This window comes from Chthoniobacterales bacterium (assembly GCA_035274845.1).
Classification (GTDB): domain Bacteria; phylum Verrucomicrobiota; class Verrucomicrobiia; order Chthoniobacterales; family UBA10450; genus AV80.
The window spans coordinates 1-19,855 of record DATENU010000018.1; the positions used below are offsets into that span (position 1 = coordinate 1).

18 protein-coding genes are annotated in these 19,855 nt (G+C 59.8%); 11 read left to right on the forward strand and 7 right to left on the reverse strand.

Annotation, left to right across the window (positions count from 1 at the left end; all coding sequences use genetic code 11):
• Nucleotides 1-246 (reverse strand): P-II family nitrogen regulator (locus tag VJU77_12495; GenBank protein ID HKP04164.1); only part of this gene is annotated, 246 nt, incomplete at its 3' end.
• Nucleotides 247-584: 338 nt separating this feature from the next.
• Between VJU77_12495 and dnaE the strand changes: the two genes are divergently transcribed.
• Nucleotides 585-4,238 carry a DNA polymerase III subunit alpha gene (dnaE, locus tag VJU77_12500; protein HKP04165.1) on the forward strand — a complete coding sequence of 1,218 codons (3,654 nt, stop codon included), beginning with the start codon at nucleotides 585-587 and terminating at the stop codon, nucleotides 4,236-4,238.
• A 2-nt stretch (nucleotides 4,239-4,240) separates the two neighbouring features.
• On the opposite strand, the gene VJU77_12505 is transcribed toward dnaE, so the two are convergent.
• Nucleotides 4,241-7,027, reverse strand: coding sequence for a hypothetical protein (locus tag VJU77_12505; GenBank protein ID HKP04166.1), 2,787 nt, complete (start codon nucleotides 7,025-7,027; stop codon nucleotides 4,241-4,243).
• A gap of 76 nt (nucleotides 7,028-7,103) precedes the next feature.
• A complete protein-coding gene (locus VJU77_12510; GenBank protein ID HKP04167.1) occupies nucleotides 7,104-7,790 on the reverse strand; it encodes a DUF4230 domain-containing protein in 687 nt (228 codons plus the stop codon).
• A gap of 188 nt (nucleotides 7,791-7,978) precedes the next feature.
• Between VJU77_12510 and VJU77_12515 the strand changes: the two genes are divergently transcribed.
• The 5 genes from VJU77_12515 (at nucleotide 7,979) to VJU77_12535 (ending at nucleotide 12,403) form a co-directional block, all read left to right on the forward strand.
• Entirely contained in the window at nucleotides 7,979-8,830 is an 852-nt protein-coding gene (locus VJU77_12515) for a transglutaminase family protein (GenBank protein HKP04168.1), read from the forward strand.
• Between the two features lie 139 nt (nucleotides 8,831-8,969).
• Entirely contained in the window at nucleotides 8,970-10,019 is a 1,050-nt protein-coding gene (gene recF / locus VJU77_12520; protein HKP04169.1) for a DNA replication and repair protein RecF, read from the forward strand.
• A 232-nt stretch (nucleotides 10,020-10,251) separates the two neighbouring features.
• On the forward strand, nucleotides 10,252-10,812 hold the full coding sequence (locus VJU77_12525; GenBank protein HKP04170.1) for a YqgE/AlgH family protein: 561 nt from the start codon (nucleotides 10,252-10,254) through the stop codon (nucleotides 10,810-10,812).
• Between the two features lie 101 nt (nucleotides 10,813-10,913).
• Nucleotides 10,914-12,011 (forward strand): alanine dehydrogenase, encoded by a 1,098-nt coding sequence (gene ald / locus VJU77_12530; GenBank protein HKP04171.1) that lies wholly within the window; start codon nucleotides 10,914-10,916, stop codon nucleotides 12,009-12,011.
• Between the two features lie 131 nt (nucleotides 12,012-12,142).
• On the forward strand, nucleotides 12,143-12,403 hold the full coding sequence (locus tag VJU77_12535) for a hypothetical protein (protein HKP04172.1): 261 nt from the start codon (nucleotides 12,143-12,145) through the stop codon (nucleotides 12,401-12,403).
• A gap of 262 nt (nucleotides 12,404-12,665) precedes the next feature.
• Here VJU77_12535 and VJU77_12540 read toward each other — a convergent pair whose 3' ends face one another.
• The gene (locus VJU77_12540; GenBank protein HKP04173.1) at nucleotides 12,666-13,130 is read right to left on the reverse strand and encodes a transposase; all 465 of its coding nucleotides are present in this window, start codon (nucleotides 13,128-13,130) and stop codon (nucleotides 12,666-12,668) included.
• 197 nt (nucleotides 13,131-13,327) lie between these two features.
• On the opposite strand from VJU77_12540, the gene rnpA reads away from it, so the two are divergent.
• Genes rnpA through VJU77_12560 form a run of 4 tightly spaced genes read left to right on the forward strand, consistent with a single transcriptional unit; the run spans nucleotide 13,328 to nucleotide 16,240 of the window.
• Nucleotides 13,328-13,690 (forward strand): ribonuclease P protein component, encoded by a 363-nt coding sequence (gene rnpA, locus VJU77_12545; protein HKP04174.1) that lies wholly within the window; start codon nucleotides 13,328-13,330, stop codon nucleotides 13,688-13,690.
• On the forward strand, nucleotides 13,690-13,965 hold the full coding sequence (yidD, locus tag VJU77_12550; protein HKP04175.1) for a membrane protein insertion efficiency factor YidD: 276 nt from the start codon (nucleotides 13,690-13,692) through the stop codon (nucleotides 13,963-13,965). Before rnpA ends, yidD begins: the two co-directional genes overlap by 1 nt.
• 17 nt (nucleotides 13,966-13,982) lie before the next feature.
• Nucleotides 13,983-15,776, forward strand: coding sequence for a membrane protein insertase YidC (gene yidC / locus VJU77_12555; GenBank protein ID HKP04176.1), 1,794 nt, complete (start codon nucleotides 13,983-13,985; stop codon nucleotides 15,774-15,776).
• Nucleotides 15,773-16,240 carry a R3H domain-containing nucleic acid-binding protein gene (locus VJU77_12560; protein ID HKP04177.1) on the forward strand — a complete coding sequence of 156 codons (468 nt, stop codon included), beginning with the start codon at nucleotides 15,773-15,775 and terminating at the stop codon, nucleotides 16,238-16,240. Before yidC ends, VJU77_12560 begins: the two co-directional genes overlap by 4 nt.
• On the opposite strand, the gene VJU77_12565 is transcribed toward VJU77_12560, so the two are convergent.
• Nucleotides 16,194-17,357 carry a 2-enoyl thioester reductase domain-containing protein gene (locus VJU77_12565; protein ID HKP04178.1) on the reverse strand — a complete coding sequence of 388 codons (1,164 nt, stop codon included), beginning with the start codon at nucleotides 17,355-17,357 and terminating at the stop codon, nucleotides 16,194-16,196. The two genes, VJU77_12560 and VJU77_12565, sit on opposite strands and share 47 nt — an antisense overlap.
• Here VJU77_12565 and VJU77_12570 point away from each other — a divergent pair.
• Nucleotides 17,356-18,264: a cation diffusion facilitator family transporter gene (locus VJU77_12570; protein ID HKP04179.1), complete on the forward strand. Its 909-nt coding sequence runs from the start codon at nucleotides 17,356-17,358 to the stop codon at nucleotides 18,262-18,264. The genes VJU77_12565 and VJU77_12570 overlap by 2 nt on opposite strands.
• 76 nt (nucleotides 18,265-18,340) lie before the next feature.
• Here VJU77_12570 and VJU77_12575 read toward each other — a convergent pair whose 3' ends face one another.
• Nucleotides 18,341-19,075 carry a hypothetical protein gene (locus VJU77_12575; GenBank protein HKP04180.1) on the reverse strand — a complete coding sequence of 245 codons (735 nt, stop codon included), beginning with the start codon at nucleotides 19,073-19,075 and terminating at the stop codon, nucleotides 18,341-18,343.
• A gap of 21 nt (nucleotides 19,076-19,096) precedes the next feature.
• Nucleotides 19,097-19,768, reverse strand: coding sequence for a hypothetical protein (locus VJU77_12580; protein ID HKP04181.1), 672 nt, complete (start codon nucleotides 19,766-19,768; stop codon nucleotides 19,097-19,099).
• Nucleotides 19,769-19,855 lie beyond the last annotated feature (87 nt).

Consider the following 19,855-nt stretch of genomic DNA (forward strand, 5'->3'; position numbering starts at 1 on the left):
GATCTCAGCGTTGACGATCGCGCTCACCGCGGCATCGACGCGCGCGTCGGGCAAGACGATTTCGATTTTGATTTTCGGCAGAAAATCGACGGTGTATTCGCTGCCGCGATAAATTTCTGTGTGCCCTTTCTGGCGGCCGAAGCCTTTCACTTCTGTAACGGTCATGCCCTCGATGCCGAGCTCGGCCAGGGCTTCCTTTACTTCCTCGAGTTTGAACGGCTTGATGATCGCTTCGAGCTTTTTCATGTGAGGCCAGGGTCCGGTGAGTGGGTATTCTTCAATCGCAACAAAGGTTAAGGCGCGGGAAACCGAAACCTTCGGGAGCCCTTAAATTCGTTTCGGTGAATCGCCGCACGTGCTCTCATAGCAACGTCCCCGAAATGGTGCAACACCGAAATTTTTTGCCCCAACAATTTTTTTTATTGAAGGCTCAAGAAGCTCGCAAAACGGTCCCAAAAGATTACGACGGACCGCTAATTTTTTTGAACTGTGGGTCCCTGGGGTGGAGTTTTTTCTGCATATGCACGCATCTTTCCCTCGTGGATTTGACCGCTTCGGACACCACGGGGTTATAATGCGTTTGGATGCCTTCCGACTCTTTCGTTCACCTCCATCTTCATACGGAATATTCCTTCCTCGATGGGGCCATTCGGATGAAGGAGCTCATGAAAAGAGCGACGGAATTCGAAATGCCGGCGGTGGCGATCACCGACCACGGAAATCTCCATGGCGCGATCGAATTTTACCAGGCGGCGACCCAGGCGGGAATCAAGCCGATCATTGGTTGCGAGGCTTACCTGGCGCCGGGAGCGATCAAAGACCGGCCGAATAATCAGCGGGACGCCGCGTATCATTTCACGCTCCTGGCCCGGGACGAGACGGGGTATCGCAACCTCGTAAAACTCATTTCGACCGCGCACCTCGACGGGTTCCACTACAAACCGCGGATCGACAAGGAATTGCTCGCCGCCCACGCGAAGGGATTGATCGGGCTAAGCGGTTGTCTCAAGGGCGAGATCAACATGGCGATCCAATCGGACAATCTCGAGAAGGCCAGGCAAAGCATCGCGGAGTTTCGCGACATTTTTGGGGCGGAGGATTTTTTCCTGGAGATGCACGACCATGGCATCGAGGCGCAACAGAAATGCAACCAGATCATGCCGCGCCTCGCCCAGGAGTTTGGCCTCGGGCTGGTGGCGGCGAACGATGTCCATTTCCTGGACCGAAGCCACCACGAGACGCACGACGTGATGGTTTGCATCGGCACCGGGAAAATGGTCCACGACGAGCGCCGGATGCGTTATACGCCCGAGCTTTACTTCAAATCGGCGGCTGAGATGCGGGCTCTTTTTGCGGATCATCCCACCGCGATCACGAACACGCTGGAAATTGCCGATCGGATCAATCTCAAACTGGAGTTCGGGGTTTCGAAGTATCCCGATTACCCGGCGCCGGCGGGCAAAACGCGGGAAGCCTATTTGCAGGAGCTTTGCTACCAGGGTCTCCATGAGCGTTATGGGGAGCGCGCCGGAACGGACTCCGAATTGATCAAGCGCCTCGATTACGAAATCGACGTGCTGACCAACGCGGGATTCGTCAGCTATTTCCTGATTGTTTGGGACTTCATCCATTTCGCGAAGCAGCATGGTATTCCCGTGGGTCCGGGCCGTGGTTCGGCGGCTGGTTCGCTGGCCGCTTATGTCCTGGGGATCACCGATATCGATCCGCTGCAATTCGGACTCATCTTCGAGCGTTTCCTGAACCCCGAGCGAGTGTCGCCGCCCGACATCGACGTCGATTTTTGCAAGGACCGCCGGAGCGAGGTGCTCGAATACGTTCGACAAAAATACGGCGAGCGCCGCGTTTCGCAGATCGTCACCTTCAACAAGATGAACGCGAAAAGCGCGGTGCGAGATGTGGGCCGCGTGATCGGGCTTTCCTACGGTGAAGCGGACCGGCTGGCCCGGATGATTCCGAGCGGGCCGGGGCAGCAAAATATCACCCTGGCAGATTCAGCCCTGGCCAATCCGGAGCTGCGGCGGGCCATCGAGGTGGAGCCGGCGACCCGGCAATTGTGGCAGCACGCGACTCTGCTCGAAGGCCGTTCACGCAACTTCGGAGTCCATGCGGCCGGCGTCGTCATCGGCGATCGCGATCTTTCGGAGTATGTGCCGCTCCGCCGCGATCCAAAGGAAAAGGAAGTTATCACCCAATATCCGATGGGGCCGCTCAACGATCTGGGCCTGCTCAAGATGGATTTCCTCGGGTTGCGGACCCTGACGGTCCTGCACGATGCCGTGGAACTCATCCGGGAACGGGTCCCGGATTTTTCGCTCGAGAAAGTGCCTCTGGATGATGCGGCGACCTTCGCTTTGCTCAACCGCGCGGAAACCATCGGCATTTTCCAGTTGGAAGGAGGCATGACCGGTTTCTGCAAACAATTCGATTTCAAATCGATCGACGACATCATCGCTTTGAGCGCGCTTTATCGACCGGGGCCGATGGACCTGATTCCGGATTACATCAAGCGCAAGAAGGGGCTCGCCAAGATTCGTTACGAGCATCCGCTCCTGGAAGAAGTCTGCGCGGACACTTACGGCGTCATGATTTACCAGGAACAGGTCATGGCGGCGGCCAACCGGCTGGCCGGTTATACGCTTGGCCAGGCGGATTTGCTTCGGCGCGCGATGGGGAAGAAGGACCGCGAGAAGATGGCGAAAGAGCGCGCCAATTTCATCGAAGGCTGCGCCCGGCTGAACAAGATCCCAGAGAAAAAGGCGAACGCGATTTTCGATTTGCTCGAAAAATTCGCCGGCTACGGATTCAACAAGAGCCACAGCGCGGCTTACGGGTTGATCAGCTACCAGACCGCTTACCTGAAGGCGAATTACCCGGTCGAATTCATGGCCGGATTGCTGAGCAACGAGATCAATAACACGGATAAGATTTCGACCTTCGTCGGCGAGTGCAAGCGAATGGGAATTCCGATTCTGCCTCCGGACGTGAACCGGAGCGGACTGAAGTTTACGCCGGAAAAAACGGTAGCGGCGGTCTCAGCTGTAGCGACGGTCTCGGACGATCGTACTCTTGTAGCGGCGGTCTCAGACCGCCGGGGGGAGAGGGAAGGCGAAGACGACGGCGGTCAGAGACCGCCGCTACAGGGGGACAAGGAAGACGGCGGCCCGAGACCGCCGCTACAGGTGGAAGTGAATGCGATTCGCTACGGGCTCGCGGCGATTAAGAATGTGGGTCAGGGCGCAATGGAATTTGCCATTCAGGAGCGCGAGGCGGGTGGAGATTTTGGCTCCCTCGAAGATTTCTGCCGCCGGCTCGATTCGCGGATCGCAAATCGCAAGATCCTCGAGACCCTCGTGAAATGCGGGGCGTTCGATTTCCTGGGCCGCGAACGCGCCGAATTGTTTGCCTGCATCGACGAATCGCTCGCCGCGGCCGCAGCCTCGCAGAAAGACAGGGCGAGCGGCCAGGTTTCGCTCTTTGACGAACTGCCGCCGGCTGCGCCGAAATCCGCCAATCGCCGGGTCACGCCCTGGACGGAGCACGAGAAAATGTCCTACGAAAAGGAACTACTCGGGTTTTATGTTACGGGGCATCCCCTCGACGCCTACGCCGGCCTGCTGGCCGAAGGGAAATATCAGACGATCGCTTCCCTGAACGAACTGCCGGATCGCGCGTCGTTTCGGATCGGCGGCGCGATTGTGCAGGTGGACAAAAAGTTCACCAAGAAAGAGGGCAAACCGTTTGCGGTCGTCTGGCTGGAAGATCTGACCTCCACTCTCGAGGTTGTCCTTTGGAATGAAGTTTACGTGAAGGTCGCCGAGTCTCTCGTCCTCGGACGCGTGATTGCCGTCCAAGGGACGCTCGATCGCCGGGACGATGCGCTCCGGGCGGTCGCGCAAAAGGCGAAGGTCCTTTCCGCGGCTGACGCACAGGCGCGGCTGCCTAACGAATCAAGCGGCAATGGCAATGGGAATGGGAACGGTCATGCGGAGAACGAACCGCCGCTGGTTTTGTCCTTCTCGCCAGCGACGACCGGAGAAGAATTGCGTCAGGTGCAGACGATCCTGGCGGGATCGCCCGGGACGCGTTCCGTCCGTCTGATGCTGTGCCGGGCCGATGGCGGCTTTGTCCAAATGGATGCGAATCTTCGGATCAACCTGACGCCGGAGTTGCGCGAGAAGCTGGGGCCGTGGTTGGAGGGTCAAACCACCGCGATCTAAAACTACGGGAAGAGCGACGGCACCAGGCCGAGCGACAAAGTTTTGCCATCGCGGCAAAGCGGAAACGTGAGCGGCGAAACAGCTTGCTCCGCGCTTTCGGAGTCGAGCGAATTTTCCTGGCGCAGGGATATCCTCCATCCGGCCTCGAAGATGCCTCCGCGAAGATTGATTTGATTTACGGAGAGGCCGAGCCGGTTGATGGCCGGCGAAGCGTGAAAGGCCACGTCATTGACGCAATCTTCGCCGCTCAGCGCCATCGTCGGGGTCAGGGAGACATTCGGCAAAAGAGTGAGACGAACATCGGCGATGTCTTCGAACCCGATCTCGCCGCCGGCCGAAATGTCGGCGTCGCGCTCTTGTAAATGGGCGTAGCCGATCGTCGCCTTCCGGCCCTCAAAATTTATTTCGGTCGAAATCGCAGACCCGCGCAGAAGCTGGCCGTCCACCAGGTTAACGCTGCCAAATATCAGCGGGTGCCGCACGGAATCAGCGAGGTTGAGAGAACCGCTCAGGATTCCACGAGTGAAAGCTCCCCGGGAAATAAAGCTGGGCAAATTTCCCAGGAAAATGGCCGGCAAATTCACGGTCGCGGACAACGGACCGTTGCTGGCGAGGGCAAATTCAGTGTCGCGCTTTTCCAATTGAATCGGGACGGCCGCTTCGACTTTGACCGGATCGGAACCACGAACCGCAACATTGGCTTTAAGGTTAGCCATGCCGAAGGCGAGGCTCGCGTCGAGGTCGGCGCTGAGGGCAGGGGAGTTATCCAGCACGAAATCGCGAAGATGGAGTTCGGTCGTACCCTGGAGCGATGCGGGCGTTCCTGAGAGCTGCAGTTTGCCGTTCGCCTGGCCCGAAAAATCGGGTTTCGTTTCCACGGCGGTGGCCAACTCGGCGAGGTCCACCGCATCGAGAGTGAGATCGATGTCGAAAAACGGATCCGCGCTGAGAGCAGCCGGCCATGATGAACCTTCGCGAAGTTTGCGGGCCGAAATCGGCACGAAAAGGTTTCCGTAAATTCGCGGACTCCCGTCGATATCGAACCGCAGGCCCTGAGCCTGAACGTAATTCTTCGCGACGCCGACGAAAGCTGTCAGGTCAGCGTGCTCGTTCCGGAAGTGGAATTGCCGAAAGAAGATACTCTCCGGCGAATAGTCCGCTTCCAGGTCGACATCGATCGAGGCAAGAGGGCCGTTGGCGACGCGCAGATTTTTGGCGCGAGCCTGAAACGTTCCCGATCCGCCGTCGGCCTCGCCCCGGCCCTTCCATTCTGCCGCCACCGAACCTTCCAGCGGCCAGGGCATGATCTCGCTCGGAATGAAGCCGCGATAATTGGCGATCTGCGTCACCGAAGTTTGAAACGCGCCGCTGTAGGCGCGGTCGCCGCCGAGCGCGAAGCTTCCTTCCCCGTGAAAGAAATCGCCGGTCTGGCGAAGCTCGAGCTGGGTGATCGCGACACGGGATTCTTCCAGGTCGAGCTTCACTTCGAGCGATTCGATCGGGGAGCGGAACAAAACGAGTGAATTTCCAGCGAGCGACAGGTGCCCGCCGAGTTTTCCTTCGCTGGCGGTGATGCTGCCATTCGCGGAAAGCTGACCGGCGAAATCGGGAGGGCTCCAGCCAAAGAGCCGGGCAAATTCGCCCAAATCGTTAATGGAGGCCGTGAGGTCGCCGCGAAAAACAGGCCGGAAGTCAGCCGTGAATTTTTCCGGCCAGTTGAATTCGCCACTCAAGGTGAGCTGATTGTTGCGTTGCTTGATGTAAAGCTGCTCGACCTGCACTTCCCGGTTGTAGAGGGAGGCGCCGATCATGAGCGTGTCCGCGGTTCGATCTCGCCAGGTTAACCCCGTCACTTCCGCCCAGAGGGCCGCGGTTGCGTTCTGCAGATCGGTCAATTCGCCGCGAAAGGTAAATTTGCTGGCATGAAGGGAACCACTGGCGCGGTTCGTCCACTCGAGAGCGTCCGACATTTGCGCGATGGAAATCTCCGAGCCGCTTCCGGCCACGTCCCAGGTCCGTTTGCCATCGTGATCTTCGCTTGAAATCCGGGCGCGAATTTTCCCGCCAAAAGCGTCGAGGCCGATTTCCATCGCCAGCTTGCTTTCGCCAAGGTGGGCGACGTCGATCGTGATCGTGTCGAGATCGAGACCCCGCATGACGTTGAGAGCGCCAACCACCAACCGGCTCTCCTGCCAGGAAGTCGCCCCGCGCAAATTGGCAAACGTTTTCCGCAGCCAGGGCGACTCAATCGCGACCTCCCGCGCCGAAAACGCCCCGGCCTCGAGCTCCGAGCCCGAAAGCGCGCCATCGCGCAGGTCGATAGTCGTGTCGCCATTTTCGAGGTGAAGCTGAACGCCGGAGAGCTTGAAATTATCCGCGAGGAGGTCCTGGAGGAGTGGCCAGGCCACGCGTTGCGACGTAGTCGAGGACCGCGGAGTACGGCGAATGTCGATCGTGATGGTTTCCGAACGAAGGGCGCGAAGCATCCGGTTGTCCGAAGCGCCGATCATGGCAGCGAGATTCAGATCGACTTCCAGGCGAGGCGTCGCCGCGTTTACCTGGAACACGGCCGTGGAGTCGCGGGTGACGTGCACGTCGTGAATGATCACCGGGCCGAGGAAGGGCGCCTCGATTTGGCCCAGTTCGATCCGTAGCCCGCCCTGCCGCGCGACGCGGGATGCCCAAAGGCGCAGTCCGGCGGCCACCAGCAAGGGAGAGAAGCAAACGGCCAGGACCCCGGCCACAAAAAGGGACGCGCCAAAAATGATGAGCAGTTTCCCGGACCGCATGGAAGTCCACATGCTTAGCGGCAAACGGGGGAAGCTGAAAGCGGGAAGGTGGCCGGCCGCCGAACGCGCGATTCGACTATTGGTTGGCCGGCGCCACCTGGAACTGGACGTGCAGGGGCCGGCCGGCATGGATCCGGTCGTCGAGCTGTTTTTGCAGCGCCGTCTCCGCTTCCGCGAGGATTCCGCTTTCGGCCGCTTTTTGCCAGGCGAGATCGGGAAGAACAGCCAGCTGGGCTTCGAGGTCTTCCGCGGAGATTCGATTCCAAAAACCATTTTCGAACGCGAGCACCTCGATCTGCTTTTGTTCGACGCCCAGAATCGTCGCGTGCGGCAGGCTGACCGCGATCTCCTCCGGTCTCAGGTCGACGGCGACATCACGCTGGAGATCGAAACCGGCCTTCGCGGTGAAGGTGCCGTGAAGCTTTATCCGTTTCGTGCTGCCGGCCCAGGTATGGAGCAATTCATGTTCGACCTCGACCTGGCGGGAAAGGATCGCGAGCTGAGCGGTCGCCGTTGTTCGCTCGAGGTAAATGCGGTTGTTGATCGTGATCCGCGGCTGCAATTGCGCCACCTCTACGAAGGCATCCCGAACGTCACGCCCGAGGCGTTCCAATTCCGCCGCGCTTTGCCGCGCGGACCGGGCGGGCCACGTTTCCAGCCGCCAGAAAACAAAGACGAGGACGGCCGCGACGAGCAAGGCGACCAGGGTAAAAGCGAGCGGCCAGGAAAACTTTCGCCGCGATGGAAGCTGGTTTGAATTCATGAGGCATACCCCCAAAAAAGTACCGCCCCCCACGTCCGATGGACATGAAGGGCGGCTGTTCCCCCCAGAACGTCTTTTTAGCTGAGGACGTTTTAGTCCACGTCGGGCAGGGCCGCAAACTATTTTTTTTAAGTATTTCTGCTGATCTTTTTGGGGACGCCAATCCTGCCCTAACTTAGATTACCATTATGAAACTCGGGCTGCGCTATCAGACGGTCTACCGTTACGACGAGCCGGTCGGTTTCTCGCCCCACGAAGTCCGGCTGTTTCCGCGGAGCGATCGCTTCAGCCGCGTCCGCCGCCTTGATTTCACCGCCAGCCCCAAGGCGACCATTCGCTATTCGCGCGACGTGTTCGAAAACATCGTGGCCTCCTGTTTCTTCCCGGAACGGTCGAAAGAGCTGGAGTTCCGCCTCGCGATCAATCTCGACCTGGACGAAAAGGACCCGTTTCATTTTATCCTGGAAAACGATGCGGTGGAAACGCCGTTTGAGTATGAGCCCGCGATTGGCCAGTTGCTTGCGCCGTATCGGGAAAGGCGCGTCAAGGAGCGGCTGGCTGTGCCGGGGTGGGAACCGCCCACCAGCCGGAAACGGCGCGATACGGTCGGGACTCTTGTCGAGCTGAACCGGCGGCTGCATGAATGCATCGGCTACGAGCGGCGCGAGGAAGGGGCGGCGCTTTCCCCCACGGAAACGCTCCAGCTCGGTCGCGGGGCTTGCCGCGATGTGGCGGTCCTTCTCGCGGAAATTCTGCGGCAAATGGGGTTCGCCGCCCGCCTAACGAGTGGTTATTTGCGTGAAAGCGAGTCCGAAACCCGGCGGGCCGAAGGCTCGCTCCACGCCTGGACGGAGGTTTTCCTTCCCGGCGCGGGCTGGATTGGCCTGGATGGGACTAACGGCGTTTTCTGCAACCACAACTTTATTGCCGCTGCGGTTGGTCTCACTCCGGCGGACATCACTCCGATCAGCGGGGTGTATTTTCATAAGAAACGCGTCCCGGCGCAGATGACGAGCAAGCTGCAGTTGATCAATCTCTGATGGAGAAATGACGAATGAACGAATGACGAAGGAATGACGAAGCCAGAATGGTTGGCAGACAGCGGCCGGTTTCTTCTCCGTCATTCGTCATTTGCTCATTGATTCGTCATTCGTCATTCGTCATTCGTCATTCTGCCCCATGCTCGCTGACCTTCAGCTCCGGAATTTTCGCTGCTTCGAATCGCTGAGGGTCGAGCTCGCGTCTGGCTTCAACTTTTTCCTTGGGCGAAACGGGGAGGGGAAGACTTCGATCCTCGAGGCGGCTTGTGTTCTCCTGCGCTTACAATCCCAACGCAGCTCCACCCTGGCGCCTGTCGTGCGCTTCGGAGAAAAATCGTTCGGCGTAGCCGGGAGAAGCGGAACTCATTTGCTCGAATTTCGTTACGGCCGGTTGCGCCGGAAGGTGACGCTGGATCACGTCGAACAACGACCGCTCGATGACTATTTGCGTCTCGGGCGGGTAGTTTCGTTTGCCAATACCGACATCGACTTGGTTCGTGGCGCTTCCGAAGCGCGGCGGCGTTACCTGGATTTCCTGGCGGCGCAAATCGATCCGCTTTATCGGCCCACCCTGCGCGCTTACGAACGCGCGCTCCGCTCGCGAAACGCGCTTCTGAAGTCGCCCCAGCCGCGTTGGCGCGAGATCGCGGCCTACGACCCGCCGCTCCTCGAACAGGGCGCGAAGCTCGGCCGGATGCGGGCGCAATTGGTCGAACGCCTGGCGCCCCTGGCGGCGGAAGCGCATCGTGGGATTAGTCGCACCGGAGAAGCCTTGCAGCTCCGGTTTTCGCCGGGAAATGAGGAGGACTTTGCCCGGCATCTGGCGGATTCGCGACCGGAGGAAACGCGTCTTCGCCAGACCATCGTCGGTCCGCATCGCGACGACATAGAGCTTTTGGTTGAGACAAAAATGGCAAATCAATACGCCTCCGAAGGCCAGCAGCGGACGGTCGCGCTCGCTTTGAAGATCGCGCAATCGCGGATTTTTTGCCTTGAAGAAGGAACGCCGCCCCTGCTCTTGCTCGACGATATTTTCGGGGAACTCGATCCCGTGCGGCGAAATGCGCTTCTGGAGCAACTGCCAGGGGAGGGACAAAAGCTCGTTACCGCCACGACGTTGGACTGGCGGGAAACGCAATTGAATGGCCCCGTTTTCGAATTGCGTGATCGTAGAGTGCAGACTTCCTAATCGTCCTCGTTCTCGCCCTCGATTTTCGTTTCGTTTTTCGAGAACGAGAACGAGAACGAGCAAGAGCAAGAGAACGAGGACGAGGGCGAGCACGAGGACGAGCGAGAGCGAGAGCGAGAGCGAGAGCGAGAGCAAGAGCAAGAGCAAGAGCAAGAGCACGAGCACGAGCAAGAGGGGCGGCAGCCCCTCTGAAACTCGTTGCATGTCCCGGGGAGGCAGCTTCTAGTTTCCCATGCGCAATCTCGGCGACGGCATGCAGCTGAGCCTGGCCGGCTCCCTGCTCGTGGCTCACCCGAACATGCTCGATCCCAATTTCCGGCGGGCGGTCCTTTTCATTTCTTCGCACGACGCGGCCGAGGGGGCGATGGGGGTTATTCTGAATCGACCCTTGGATAAGCAGGTGGCCGATTTGGTAAATGAAGCGCCACCGGAAGGCCTGGCCGATGTGCCGGTATTCCTCGGCGGGCCTGTCGGGAAAAACCAATTGATGTTTGCCGCCTTCGAATGGCATACCGGAGAAGGACTGAGGTTGAATCACAACGTCGGCGTGGATGAGGCTCACCAACTCGTGGACCAGGATCCGGCGTCGGTGCGGGCTTTCGTCGGTTACGCGGGCTGGACCGCGGGCCAGCTCGAAGCGGAGATGAAACAGGAAGCGTGGATTTTGCAAAAACCAACCCGAGCCGCACTCACCCCGGCCCGCCTGCCAAAGCTCTGGTTTGACATCATGCGCGGCCTTGGCCCCTGGTACAAGATGCTGGCCGCGGCGCCGGACGATCCGTCGTTGAACTAACGGAAAGTGACATGTGACGAGTGACGTGTGGCGAGAAAATATCTCTCGCGCCGCATTTTTGACTTGTCACTTGTCACTCGTCACATGTCACTCTCTTCCCCATGATCATTGGCGTTCCGAAAGAAATTAAGGCGCAAGAGCACCGCGTTGGGCTCATTCCTTCCACGGCCACGACCCTGACGCGGCGGGGCCACACGGTTCTCGTCCAGAAAAACGCCGGAGTCGGCTCGGGCTATCTCGACCAGGCGTACCTCGACGCGGGGGCGCAGATCGTCGACACGGCCAGGAAAGTTTACGCGGAAGCGGAGATGATCGTGAAAGTGAAGGAGCCGTTGAAAGCGGAGTACGGACTCCTGCGGAAAGGGCAGATTCTCTTCACCTATCTCCACCTCGCGGCGAGTAAGCCGCTCACGGATGCATTGCTGAAATCCCGGGTCACCGGCGTGGCGTACGAAACGATCCAAGTGGGCAACAAGCTGCCGTTGCTCGAGCCGATGAGCGAAATCGCGGGCCGAATGTCCGTCGTGATGGGAGCCTTTTACCTGGCGAAACATAATGGCGGCAACGGCGTCTTGTTAGGCGGAGTGCCGGGCGTTTTGCCGGGCAAAGTGGTGGTCATCGGCGGTGGGACTTCCGGGGTGAACGCGGCCCGAATGGCGGTGGGACTGAAAGCTGATGTGACTATTCTCGAAGTGGACGCCGAACGGATGCGGTTCCTCGACCTGACCATGCCCAACGTAAAGACGCTCTATTCCAACGAAGCGAACCTGACCGAGTTGATGCCGTCGACCGATCTCCTCATCGGCGCGGTGCTGGTTCCCGGAGCGAAGGCGCCCAAACTGATCACGCGCGAAATGTTGCGGCTCATGAAGCCCGGCAGCGTCTTCGTCGACATCGCGATCGACCAGGGGGGATGCGCGGAAACATCGCATGCGACCACGCACCAAAATCCGGTCTACGTGAAGGAAGATGTTATCCATTACTGTGTCGCGAACATGCCGGGCGCCTACGCGCGCACCTCGACCCAGGCGTTGAGCAATGCCACGGCGCGTTACGTCGAATTGCTGGCCAACCTAGGTTTGGAAGGCGCGTGCAAGAAGCAGCCGGCCCTCACCGGCGGGATCAACACGCTGGACGGGAAAATGACTTACGCGGCGGTCGCGGAAGCGCACGGGTTGAAATACCAGGCGCCGTTTTAGGCGGCCCCCGGTGCTTCGTGACGGTGGGGCTTTAAAGGCAAACGCCTGCGAAAGTTAAGCTTCGGCAAGGCCGGAAAGTTCGCGCGAACCGATTCAGGCTTAGCCCCAACATGGGCAACAATCCAAAACCTATGAAAAAATTAATCTGCATTTTAGCCGGCGCCGCGCTTCTCGGAGGGTGCGAGGAAAAGACCGTTGTTGCGCCTTCGGCCCCGCCCGAGAAGAAAACCGAAAACAACACGACCGTCGTGAATCCCGCTTCCACCGTGGTAAAAGAGAAGACCAAGGAAACGACGAACACGAGCACCAACACGAACACGACGACGACGAGTCCGTCCTCGAATTCCTCGTCAACCACCACGACGACGACGTCATCGAGTCCGAGCCCGTAATTTCCGGCGTCCTTATTTCCTAACGCAAAGTCTTCCCGCAGTTTGCCCGCGGGAAGACTTTCGCTGTACGGAATGGAGACGCGGCCGTCAGGACAATGGAGACGGCTCGCCGCGGCGAGCCGTTGGGGGTAAGCGCCGCCACGCCTTCGCTCTCCGGCACGATGGCGTGCCGGCTCCAAGGTGGCGGCGTTGGGGGAAAGCGCGGCCACGCCTTCGCTCTCCGGCACGATGGCGTGCCGGCTCCAAGGTGGCGGCGCGCCAATCAAAACATCAAATCGTGAATGACGCCACGGTACGGCCAATCTTCCACCTGCTTCACTAATCCGGCGCGAACCGCGTTTTGTTCGACGTAATCCCACTTAGCCGAATAGCTCTCGCTCGATCTCAAATAGCGATCGAAGTAATCAGCCTGCCAGACGGGAGGTCGAATCCCAAAGGCCTTGGCGATTTGGCGTGAGCTGACTCCCTTCCACATCTGAATCCATTCCGCGGTGGGGCGCCCCTCGATTTCCGGTCGCGCGAAAAAGTGAACATGGTCCGGCATCAAGATGTAATCGCCGACCCACCAGCCATCGAGATTTGCGGAGCGTTCCCAAATCCCACGCAAGATGCGGTGGCATTCTGGATTCGCGAGAATCGTTTTTCTTCGATAGGTGCAAACAGTGAAGAAGACGATCGGGTTATCACGATACGAGGACAGATGGGCGAGATGTCCGGGGGGAGACATGGAAACAGGCTAGACGATGCGCCAGGAGAGGCAATGGAGACGGCCTGCCATCAGGCCGTTGGGGGTGAGCGCAGCTACGCTTTCTCTCTCCGGCACGATGGCGTGCCGGCTCCAAGGCGAGGCGTTGGGGGAAGCGCAGCTACGCCTTCTCCCTTCGGCACGATGGCGTGCCGGCTCCAAGTCCGTTATGCTGCGTTATGCAATCGGCGCGCCTTTCGTTCCCGAAGACGAAGCGGTTGACCAGCCCGATGGAATTTGGGCGGGTCAAGTCGGAAGGAACTTCTGAGCGGGGGCGCTTCCTTGTCCTGGGCGTGTTTGCCCGGGAGGATGAGACTGGCTTCCGGGCCGGCTTTGTCACTTCGAAGAGGCTGGGCGGAGCGGTGATCCGAAATCGGGTCCGGCGGCGGCTTCGGGACCTGGTGCGGACCGAACAAGCAAGGTTGCGGGCCGGTTTTTGGTTCGTTGTCGTGGCGCGTCCGGCGGCCGCGCGCGCCACCTACCCGGAGCTGAAAGATGAGTGGTTGCGCCTCGCGGAGCGTGCTTCTATCCTAGCGCCCTGATGGTTTTCCTGGCGCGTCTTTTTATTCGCGGTTATCAAATTCTGCTCTCGCCAGTGCTGTCCCTTCTGGAGGGTCCGGGTGGCGGTTGCCGGTTTGAACCGACGTGCTCCGCCTATTTTCTCGAAGCCTTGGAGACACACGGAATCTGGCGCGGGACCTGGCTGGGTCTGTGCCGGCTGGGTCGCTGCAACCCCTGGGGCGGGCGCGGCCACGATCCCGTGCCGCCACGGTCGCACGGCAAGCATGGCCATCCGGCCTCAGTCGTTTGTGAATAGCCCGGCGGGCAGCCGTTATGGATCGACAAGCATGGATTGCCGTTACGCTTTGCGTTCTGGGCCTCATCGGATGGCAAATCTACTCCGTCTCTCACGCCCCGCCGCGCGTTCCGGTCACGGTTTCGCCGACACCGGCGCCGCCTGACCAATCGATCGCCGCGGCATCACCCGGCCCCGGCGTTAATCCAACGTCCGCCGCAACTCCGGCAACCTCGGCCACCGCCGCGCCCTCCCCGGCGGCGGAAACTGGCCCCGCGTTCGCCGAGAAATCGGAGACGTTGCGCAACGGCGACGTGGAATTTCATCTGACGAATCGCGGTGGCGCCATAACCGAGGCGGTCTTGCTAAATCACACCGTGGACAACGGCCAGCGCGTTGTCCTGAATGGCCCGGATCGCATCCCCATCGGGGCCATCGTCGAACAACCGGACACGGCTGCTCTGCCCGAGTTCGCCCTCGAGCGGCAGGGGGACGGCAGCGTCCAGTTCGAACGCAAAACGCCGGAAGGCGTGAACATTAGGAAACGGTTCTTCTTTCCGGCGACGACGGAAAAGAAAGACAATTTCGTGGCGGAAATGGATGTCGATTTCCGGAATGACGGCGCCCAGCCCTACAACAATGCGGGATACTTCGTCACCCTGGGCTCGACCCGCCCGATCCATCCCAAGGACATGCCGAATTACACCCGGCTCGCCTGGTCGGTGGAGGGAAAGGCGAATGGGATCGATGTGAGCTGGTTCCCGGCGCAGAATTATCCGCTGGTCGGCGTTCAGAAACGCGAGGCCAAGACGTTCTACCGTGAAAAGGTGAATGGCGCCGAATGGGCTGGGATGACGAACCAGTTCTTTACCGACCTCGTTACGCCCCTCAGCGCTAAGGCCGTCGAACTTTGGGCGCGGCCATTTGAGATCAAGCGTTCCGATGGTCCCTCGCTCCAGGGGATGGAAGGCGCGATGGGTATGCCAGGCTTCGCGCTTCAGCCCGGGCAGACCACCTCATTGCGCTTCCAGCTTTACGCCGGCCCGAAACTTTACGGCCGTCTCGCCAAACTGGAGCACAACGAAGCCGAGATCATGAATTTCGGACTCTGGAAATTGATCAGCCAGTTCCTGCTCAATTTCATGAACCTGATCCACAGCTGGATCGGCAGCTACGGGTTCTCGATTGTTCTGCTCACCGCCTGTGTCAAAGGCGTTCTCTGGCCACTCCAAAACAAGGCCAACCGGTCGATGCGCAAGATGTCGGCGCTCGCGCCGAAAATGCAGGAGCTCAAGGAGAAGTACAAGGACGATCCCACCCGGATGAACCAGGAGGTGATGAAGCTCTACAAGGAGCACGGAGTTAATCCGGTCGGCGGCTGTCTGCCGATGATGATTCAGATCCCAATTTTCTTCGGTCTCTTCAGCATGCTTGGACAGGCGGCGGAGCTGCGGAACGAGCGCTTTCTTTGGGTGCACGATCTCTCCCAACCCGACACGCTTTTCACGATTCCGGGCCTGAGTTGGATCCCAATTCTGGGCAACCCCGCCGGTTTACCCATCAATATTCTCCCCCTGATCATGGGGGCCACCAACCTCTGGCTGATGCGGATGACGCCCAAGACGGGCGATTCGACCCAGCAAAAGGTCATGATGTTCATGCCGCTGATCTTTTTATTTTTCTGTTACAATTTCGCGGCGGCGCTGGCATTATATTACACGACGCAGAACCTGTTCACGATTCTGCAGCTTTATCAGAACCGGAAGCAGCCCGCGCCGGTCCTGGAAAAAGTTGCGCCGGCAGGGAAGCGCGATCGCAAAGCACGACGATGACGCCGAAGGAATTACTCGACACCATCCTGGGATACCTGGGCTTCGTGGTTCAGATCGACGAAACCCAGAGCGAAGGGGGCAATCCAACCCTGCAGATCTACATGGAGGAAAGCCACACCCTGATTGGGCGCGACGGCGAGACGCTCGAAGCGATCCAGTTCCTGCTTAACCGGCTGATCCAGGCGAAAGACAAGGACGCGCCAAAAGTGATTGTTGATTGCGAGCATTACCGCTCGATGCGCGAAGACCGGATCGTGCAACGGGTGCGGGAACTGGCCGAGCGGGTTCGGGCGTCTGGGCGCTCTTTGCAGCTCGAGCCGATGAACTCCTATGAGCGCCGGCTCGTTCACAACGCCTTCAAAGACGATCCCGACGTGGCGACCTGGAGTCCATCTGATTCCGCGCGGATCAAGCAGATCACGCTCCTGAAGCGCCAGTCGAAAAAAGAACCCGCGCCGCAGTAGCCGGCGGCGCTGCCGTAGTTGTCTCGGGTAGGGTGGGCGTCTCGCCCGCCGGGGATCGCGTCTCGCGATCGCGAACTTGAAAAGATTGTTTTGGCAAGATGCCAAAACCGGCGGGCGAGACGCCCACCCTACCCGAGAATGAATACGATCTTTCCAGTTCGCTTGCTTCTCGAGGCGTGGCCGATCGCTGCGCTTCACTTAGCCCATAGGTTTTCTCCACCTTCGTCCGCAGCAAGCCGCGCTTCGCCATCTCGAACAGCGGCGCGAACATTTCGGCGCGCTGCTCGGGCGTCGCAGCGTCGTACCATTTGTTCACCCAAAAACCGGTGAACCGCAGGTTCTTGAAAATCAGCATCCCATTCGGAATGCAGACTGGCTGCAAACTCATCGCGCCGTAGGTAACCATCGTCCCATCTGAGGCGAGACATTTCGCGACCCGCAACGCATTCTCGCCGCCGACCGCATTCAGCGCCAACCGGATTGGCGCTTTCCCCGTAGCCGCTGCCACTTCGTCGCGAAGATTTTCGCCGTCCACCAGAACCACGTCGCCACCTAACGAACGCAGCTCCTCCGCCAGCTCGGGTCGTCGGACGACGTTCACGGTTTTGTATCCGAGCTCATGCGCGATCTGGATCACGGCCTGGCCGGCGCCGGAATTCGCCGCGTTTTGAATCAGCCAGTCGCCCCGCTTCAGCGAAACGAAGTCATGCAGCATCCGCCAGGCGGTGACCGGGTTTACCTTCAACATCGCGGCCTGGATCGGCTCGATCCCGGGTGGCACGGCGACCAGCCGGTCCGCGGCGATCACTGCAACTTCGCGCCAGGTCCCGAATCCGTGTGGCAAAATCACCTGAGTTCCCACGGCCAGGTCGCGAACGGCGGAGCCCGCTTCAAACACGACGCCCGCGCCTTCCATCCCGGGCGTGGCGGGCAAGGCCGGCTTGATCGGATATTTTCCCTCGATCGAATTCAGATCGGCGGGATTAATCGGCGCGGCCGACATCTTCACTACGACTTCATTTGGGGCCGGCGTTGGCCAGGGAAACTCGACCACACTCAAAACCTCTGCCGGATTTCCGTGCGTTTCGTAAACGGCGGCCTTAAAAGTTTTACTCATGATGGCGGAGCGAGCTCACCCTATCGCGAACGATCCTGCCAGCAATATGCAAAGTGGGCCGCGCCTCGCCCTTATCGGCATGATGGTCAACGTGGTGCTCGCGGCGGCCAAGGTCAGCGCGGGCCTGCTTGGGAATTCCTACGTGCTGATTGCCGACGGCATCGAATCGACGCTCGATATTGCCGGCTCGATCGTGATCTGGGGCGGCTTGAAGTTTGCCTCGCGCCCGCCGGACGACACTCATCCTTACGGACACGGGAAAGCCGAGCCAATGGCCGCAGGCATCGTGGCCGTGGGCGTCATCGTGGCTGCGATCGCGCTGGCCGTGCAAAGCGTGCGCGAGATTTTCACTCCGCACCATGGCCCGGCGCCCTTCACTCTCGTCGTCCTTGTGGTGGTGATTGGGGTAAAGGAATTTCTCTACCGTGCTGTTAGCCGCATCGGCAAGCGGGTGGAGAGCACCGCGGTTCAGACCGATGCCTGGCATCATCGCGCCGACGCGCTGACTTCCGCAGCCGCATTTATCGGCATCTCAGTTGCGCTCATCGGCGGCGAGAAATGGTACAGCGCCGACGATTGGGCGGCGCTCTTTGCCTGCGCCGTGATCGCGACCAACGGTTGTCGGCTGCTCTTTCCCGCCTTACACGAAATGCTTGATACGGCGCCGAGAGGCGAAATTGTCTCCAGGATTCAGCAGGCGGCGGAATCGGTCGCCGGCGTGTGTAACGTCGAGAAATGTCTGGTCCGCAAAATGGGCATTTCGTTTTACGCGGACCTGCACGTTGGGGTGGATGGCAATATGTCGGTGCGCGACGGCCACGAGATTGCCCACCGGGTAAAAGACGCGATCAAGCAAACCGATCCGCGGATTGCCGATGTGCTGGTGCACATTGAGCCGGAGGAGTAGGGCCGCTGTAAGCGGGGGGTGAATAGTGATCGGTGATCAGTGAATGGCGGCTGCAAAGCCATTCACCAGTCACCTATCACCATTCACGCTTTGCCAAGACGTTCCCGAGCAAATCGGCCCGCAAAATCCTTTCCAGCGCGGCTGTCAGGTTCCTTCGCGCCCCGGCGATGCGCTGGCGAAACGCGGTCAATCGAGGCAATGCGGCCGGATGAGTGAGCAGGTAAAGCGCGAGCCGGGTGAAATCCGTCTTCTGTTTTGCGAGATCGAACAGGACATTCGGCGGCGCCGGAAACGGCTCTGAAGAGGTATCGCTGATCGCCCGGAGCGACAGCATTGGCGTCTTATTTTTCGCGCATGCTTCCGCGATGAATTCAGTTTCCATGTCCACCGCGACCGCACCTGTCTTCGCGGCAAGGCGGACCCTTTCCTCAGCGGAATCGACCATCCCGCCAACCGTCAGCAGCTTGCCGAGAAATACTCGATCCTCCGGGAGGTCGAGGGCGGAGGATTGCCGCAGCTCCGGACTCGAAAAGTTTTCCGCGAGCACCAGGTCTCCGACCCGAAGCTCTTTGCCGAGCGCTCCGGCGAAGCCGGCGCTGACCAGATACTGAAATCGTTCGTGCCGGAGAAGGACTTCCATTCGGCCGCGGCAGACTTTTTCACCAACCCCGGTATGGAGAAGAGTCACCGCTTTTCCGTGGAGACTGCCGCGAATAATTTCAACGCCGTCGCGCGAATCTCGCTCCGGCTCTTTCAGCAGATTGACGAAGTCCGAGCTCTCTGCCGGGAGGGCAAACGTTATCGCGATCATTTTCCTTCGCCGCCACGGCGCTCAGGATGATGGGGCATCGGTGATGCGGACTTGCATGATGGTTCGTTTCCCGGGCGTCGGGGATTTCTCCGCGGGCGGGGGCGAATAATCAGGCGGCGCGAGTGGCGTCAGGGATCGGCGAAATTCATCGGCCCGCTCGGAAGGAAGATCGATCACGACGGTAATTCCCTTTTCGTCCGGCGGCGCTTTCGCGGCGGAACCGCCCGCCTGCTTCGTGAGGAGAACGACACTGTCGGCGACCTTGTCGCGTTCCGGACCGGGCGCATACAGACGGACATCGTCGCCAATCGTCGGCAGTGGCAGGGCGGTTTCAGCCGTTTTTTCCAGGGAGACAGTAAGCTGGCGCCGGGTCGCTTCTTCGCGCGCCCGAAGCTCTCCGGTGCCCTTTTTGTTGCCAATGATGAACGCGATGCCAATCAGGACGTTGACCAAAACCAGGACCGCAAACGCCGTGGCGACGCGGCGTCCGAGGGGTTTCGGGGGCAGGGGAATCTCCGGATCTTCGCCCTCGAGCATGACTTCGCGCGAACCACGGGAACGCCGGTGCATTTCGCGGGCAATCTCCAGTTCGCGCTGGAGTTGAGGATCGTTGGCGAGCCGCTCCTCGAATTGGGCGCGTTCCGCCGCCGGAAGATTTCCTTCCAGGTAATCAAAGAACTTTTCCGGGCTCATGAATTGGCGACAACCATCGTCAGAGCGAGCGGCGTCGGCAAGTAATCAAGGAGCGGCGGTTTGAACCCGCCGACAAACGCCCGGTGG